General features: G+C 40.7%; 2 protein-coding genes and 1 pseudogene. All 3 read right to left on the reverse strand.

Translation table 11 applies throughout. The features are described from left to right. A partial coding sequence (locus B4033_RS12340; RefSeq protein ID WP_286834395.1) for a LysR substrate-binding domain-containing protein occupies positions 1-604 on the reverse strand: 604 nt, incomplete at its 3' end. A 160-nt stretch (positions 605-764) separates the two neighbouring features. Beyond that, entirely contained in the window at positions 765-1394 is a 630-nt protein-coding gene (locus tag B4033_RS12345) for a CocE/NonD family hydrolase (protein WP_286834387.1), read from the reverse strand. A gap of 6 nt (positions 1395-1400) precedes the next feature. After that, positions 1401-1583, reverse strand: a pseudogene (locus B4033_RS12350) (hypothetical protein); the annotation flags it as partial.

Raw genomic sequence — 1583 nt, forward strand, 5'->3', positions numbered from 1 at the left:
GGCGATGTTTATCCACTGGGTAAGTCACCAGTGTTTCTTCTGCCAGTTGCTGTACGCTAATCTCTTTGGCACGTACCAGTGGATGAGTATTGGAAAGTACCAAACGTGATTCATATTCAAAAATCGGAAAATACTCTATCCCTTTTAATGCGATCGGATCGGCGGTAATCAGCAAGTCAAACTCACCAGTTTGTAAAAGCTCATGCGGATTGGCTTCAAAGCCTGAAGCAAAGTCTAAATCTACATCTGGATATTGGATGCGATACTGATTGAGTAAAGGCATCAGCCAGTCAAAGCAGCTATGACATTCAGAGGAGAAAATAATACGTCCCGTCTGTCCATGGACAATACGAGTAATATCACTTTGGGCAATCTGTACCTGAGGCAATATTTCATCTGCCAGTTTAAGTAATCGCTGTCCAACATTGGAAAAGCTCACAGGCCGACTACGGCGATTTACGACTTCTACGCCAATCCATTGATCAATTTCACGCAATTGATGAGATAAGGCTGAAGGTGTAAGACACAAATCTCCTGCAGCGGCGACCAATGAACCATGTTCTCGTAAAGCAACTAAAGTTTTTAAATGACGAAGTTCTAACATGTCTTCCTGCAGAATTTTCATAAAGCAATTTCAATATGCTGATCATAAAGCATAAAATTTTTATCTGTTAGTTTTTTTCAGCTTTAAATAACAATGATGATATTTATTCAATTTGTATTTATATCTACTAACATTCCCAGCAGTTAACCCGACTTATATTTTAAAAGCTAATTTTGAAAACAAGAATGATTTGATGGTGAGGCTTTGCCTTCAGCAAATTCTGAATTTTATCCAGCCCTAGAGTAATACCATTCACTGGATCAGTTTGAATCGCATCAACTGGTAATGCGCCAAGCAAGCTAACCCGACTCATCCACAATAGGATAAAGTTGGTATTAAACTGCCCGCCATTGTATAAAATATCACGCTCACCATCACCAATTGATACCATTGGAAATGCGGCTTTTAATGCCGGATGCTGGGTAGATGCCCCCAGCAGACTGGTAATACCTAGATAAGAAACACCATAGAGACCAATATTGCCATTTGACCATAACTGTTTGCCAGCCCAGTCAATAATTTCAAAACTGTCCTGCTGTTTAATGCCATCAAATGCCTGCCATACCCCTTCTGAAGAACCGGTACCATGTACATCTGCAGCTACTGTGGCATAACCACGGCCTACAAACTCAGGATTCGGGCCGCCTGCCATATCCGCAATCTGGCCTGCAAGGCCTGTATTGTAGAGTGTCTGGATTAAAATCACTGGATGTGGTTTAGTAAAATCGGGTTGTTTATTCTGATCAGCTGGCAAGGTAGCACGAATTGCGATTTTGGTACCATCACGCATTTTAATCTACTGTACAGGCAAAGTGACCATATTGGGATAATCATAATCGCGAGTGTAATTACTCCATTGTGCATCTGAATTTGTGAGTAATGGTCGTTGAACTTGACTTTCGAACTGTCGTGTTCCTAATTTAGTATTTTTTAATGTAATGGCAGGTTGTGTCATGCCTGTAGAGTCAGTAAAAGATTG

The sequence above is a fragment of the Acinetobacter sp. UBA3132 genome, assembly GCF_002364825.1.
In the GTDB taxonomy this organism is placed as follows: Bacteria; Pseudomonadota; Gammaproteobacteria; order Pseudomonadales; family Moraxellaceae; genus Acinetobacter; species Acinetobacter schindleri.